Origin of the sequence: Actinomadura sp. HBU206391, from assembly GCF_014323665.1 — a bacterium.
Lineage (GTDB): Bacteria > Actinomycetota > Actinomycetes > Streptosporangiales > Streptosporangiaceae > Actinomadura_C.
On record NZ_JABVEB010000421.1, the window covers coordinates 1 to 3,478 of the forward strand.

A 3,478-nucleotide genomic window follows, 5' to 3' on the forward strand; every position below is an offset into this window, starting at 1 on the left:
CCCTCCTCGCGACCTGGACAGGCCGATGCCCCACCTGCCAACAACAACCACCCTTAACGACCTAACAAAGTCCTACTAGGGCGCGTCTGATAAATGATCATCGTTGGTCGGCTGGTTCCGGTTGAATGATCGTTTGTGGTGAGACGTGGTGAGTTGACCGAGGTGGCGTGGGCCCGGATCGAGCCGTTGTTGCCGCGGGTCGATGGGCGTGGGCGGCGGTGGCGGGATCACCGTCAGGTGATCAACGGGATTCTGTGGCGGTTGCGGACCGGGTCGCCGTGGCGGGATGTCCCGGAGCGGTACGGGCCCTGGCAGACCTGTTATGAGCGGTGGAAACGCTGGGACGAGGATGGGACCTGGGCCCGTCTGCTGGAGTGCGTGCAGGTCAAGGACGACTCGCTCGGGAGTTTGGACTTGGAGGTGGTCGCCATCGACTCCTCCATCGCCCGCGCTCATCAGCATGCCGCTGGGGCGCGGAAAGAGGGGGCCCGAGCGGGGGACGATCGAACAGGATGATCGCGAAAGCGGGCAGGACGCCCAGGCGCTGGGCCGCTCACGCGGCGGGTTCACCACCAAGGTGCACATGGTCGTCGACGGGCGGGGCCTGCCCCTGGTGTTCCACCTCACCGCCGGCAACATCAACGACTCCACGGTCTTTGAGCAGGTCATCGAGCAGATCCGCATCGCCCGGCCAGACGGTGGCCGTCCTCGTACCCGGCCAGGCCGCGTGCTGGGCGACAAGGGCTATTCGGCCAGAAGGATCCGCCACTACCTGCGCCGCCGCGGCATCGGCTGTGTGATCCCGAACGGTCCGACCAGATCGCCAACCGCAAACGCAAAGGCCACCGCGGAGGACGCCCACCCGCCTTCGACAAGACCCTCTACAAGCGCCGCAACCTGGTCGAACGCTGCTTCAGCAAACTCAAGCAGTTCCGCGCCATCGCCGCCCGCTTCGACAAACTCGCCAGCCGCTACCACAGCGGGCTACTCCTGGCCGGCCTCATCCTCTGGCTCCGCCAATGATCATTTAGACACGGCCTAGCCCGCAGATCATCTGCCGGGACCGGGCTGGCGGCTACGTCGAGGGAGCCCGGCAGGGAGCCCGGATGCCCCGCAGGTCGCCGGCAAATTCCATCTCTGGCAGAACCTCGGCCGCTCCCGAGTTCGCATCTGCGTCCTTGTTCGTGGCAAGGGTTCATTCCTCAACGGACGGACTACCGGCCGGAATGGAAGGTGCCCAGCAGCTGGCCCACCGCCAATATCGAGTTCAGCCCGAATAACTGGCTCTTCCAGCGAGGCCACCAACTCGGCGGGAAACGCGTAAGAAGCAACCTCATCACGCAGTTCCAGCGGTCCAATAACAGCCTGCAGAGACCAGTGGAGAACAGGGTCGCCAATGCAGTCGGAATGCAGGGGGAGTAGATCTACTACTATGCGATCCCGGTATACTCCGACTTGCTCTCGCCAGCCGATCCCCACCCGGACAAGGTGGGACCCTCGGGCTGGCCGGGGGCGCTTCCCAGCATCGAATACGCCATGCCCAACAAGATCCATCTCGTTGCACAAGGAACCAACGGCTTCTTTCTCGACGCATGCATCACCAATACCCAACACCCGGAGGCAGTGGTCACCTATGACGATCCCTGCGTCGCTTGAGCAACTCATCGGCCCCCCGGCGGCAACCCCCACAACCCCGGACTGGGACGAGATCTACAGCGAATATGGACTCGTATTCCCCCCGGACTACCAAGCGTTCGTCGAGCGCTACCCACTCGTCGAGTTCTACGAGTTCCTGGCCGTATACCACCCGACTTCCCCCATATGGAACCTGTTCAGCGTCATGGGACCCCAACTCGAGGACGCCAGAGAATATCTCCGACGCACACGGGAGCCCGCCGGGGGGTTCGACCCGCAGACAGGCCTGGCCATCCCCGCCGGCCCACCGGTCGACTACCGGTTCTATCCGGAGCCGGGCGGGCTGGTGCCATGGGGAGTGACGGTAAACGAGGGGAAATGTCTGTGGCTCACCCATGAGGATCCCGAACAGTGGACCGTGGTGATTGCGAACGACTACCGTGGCTGGTGGCATTACCGGGGGCCACTGACCCACTTCCTACGAGATATTCTCACGGCTAGATTCGTCTGCCCTATCTTCGGGGATCACTTCCCCGACGAGTGGGCTGAGGAGGGCGAGATCAGGCAGGTCACCGATAAAATTCCCCCTGAGATGTAGACGTGTAGTGGTGGCAGTCAACTCCGGTCTAATAGCAGGGTCCCGGCAAAGTCGCGTAGTGTCCGTTTCCGTCATGCGGGATTGATGCCCAGGGTCGTCAGGGTGCGGGTGGCATCGCGGATGTGGTGGAGCACCTCGATGCTCCAGTGCCCGCGGATCTTCGCACCGGCCGGGCGGATCCGGCGGGTGAGGCAGACGGTTTGGGCGGCGTGCGGGAACAACAGTCCCTCGGCGAGGCCGACGATTTTGACGGTGCGGCGTTCGTCGTGGCCGTGGTCGTGGTTGTCCTCGGCGTGCATGGGTATTCGACGTCGCCGCTCGGTTCCAGGACCTGGATGTGACGTCGGTCCACTTCGGCTGGACCGCGAAAATCTGGCGCTGACTACTGCTCCGGCGCGGCTGGTGTCCGGAGTGCGTCGCATCGGGGCAGGTACAGGACGAGGTGGGCTCCTCGCTCGCTGTCCTGGATGGTCAAGGCGCCGCCGTGTACTTTTGCGATCTGCCAGGCGATGGCCAATCCCAGCCCGCTGCCCCCCTCGTCCCGGTGCCAGGAGGTGTCCAGCCGGGTGAAGCGTTTGAAGACCACATCACGCAGGTCGGGGGCGATCCCGGCGCCGTCGTCGGCCACCTCCATGATCGCGGACGATTCGTCGGCGCGCACGGTGACCGTGATCTTCGAGGTGGCATGGCGCTCGGCGTTGTCCATCAGATTGGCCAGTAAACGACTGATCCGTGGCCGGTCGCACCGGGCGCACACCCCCTTCCGTAGCCGTCTGACGACCTTCACCCGAGAGGAACGGCCGTCCAGTTCGGCCTCCACCAGCCGGCCCAGGTCGGTCGGCTCGCATGTGAGGGAGCCGCCCGCGTCCAGCCGGGCGAGGAACAGCAGATCGATGATGAGCGCCTGGAGCCGGTCTACGGCGGCGAGTATCGCGTGCCCTGCCTCTGGCCATTCCGTGTCGCCCGGGTACATCAGCGCCTCTTCTAGCTGAGCCCGAATGGCGGTGAGCGGACTGCGCAGCTCGTGTGAGGCATAGAAGGTGAAGCGTTGCAGCTGGTTGTAGGCGTCCTCAAGCCGTTCCAGAGCGGTGTTGACGCTCTTTGCCAGCATCTGGATCTCATCCTGGTTCTTGGGCACCGGGACTCGCCGGTCGAGATCGGTGACCGTTATCTCGTCCATCTGGACACGGATGGCGTCCACTGGCGCCAGCGTCCTGCGGACCGCGTGGAAGGCCCCCACTGACG

At 64.3% G+C, this 3,478-nt stretch carries 3 protein-coding genes and 1 pseudogene; 2 read left to right on the top strand and 2 right to left on the bottom strand.

Going from position 1 to position 3,478, the window contains the following annotated elements:
• The first annotated feature begins 135 nt into the window (after positions 1-135).
• Positions 136-1,023: pseudogene (locus HKK72_RS37605) on the top strand (IS5 family transposase).
• A gap of 610 nt (positions 1,024-1,633) precedes the next feature.
• Positions 1,634-2,233 carry a hypothetical protein gene (locus HKK72_RS37610; RefSeq protein ID WP_187239158.1) on the top strand — a complete coding sequence of 200 codons (600 nt, stop codon included), beginning with the start codon at positions 1,634-1,636 and terminating at the stop codon, positions 2,231-2,233.
• Positions 2,234-2,304: 71 nt separating this feature from the next.
• Here the strand turns inward: HKK72_RS37610 and HKK72_RS37615 are convergent, their stop codons facing one another.
• Both HKK72_RS37615 and HKK72_RS37620 read right to left on the bottom strand, forming a co-directional pair.
• A complete protein-coding gene (locus HKK72_RS37615) occupies positions 2,305-2,532 on the bottom strand; it encodes a hypothetical protein (protein ID WP_187239159.1) in 228 nt (75 codons plus the stop codon).
• Positions 2,533-2,615: 83 nt separating this feature from the next.
• On the bottom strand, positions 2,616-3,478 hold an 863-nt coding region (locus tag HKK72_RS37620; protein WP_222721637.1), incomplete at its 5' end, for a sensor histidine kinase.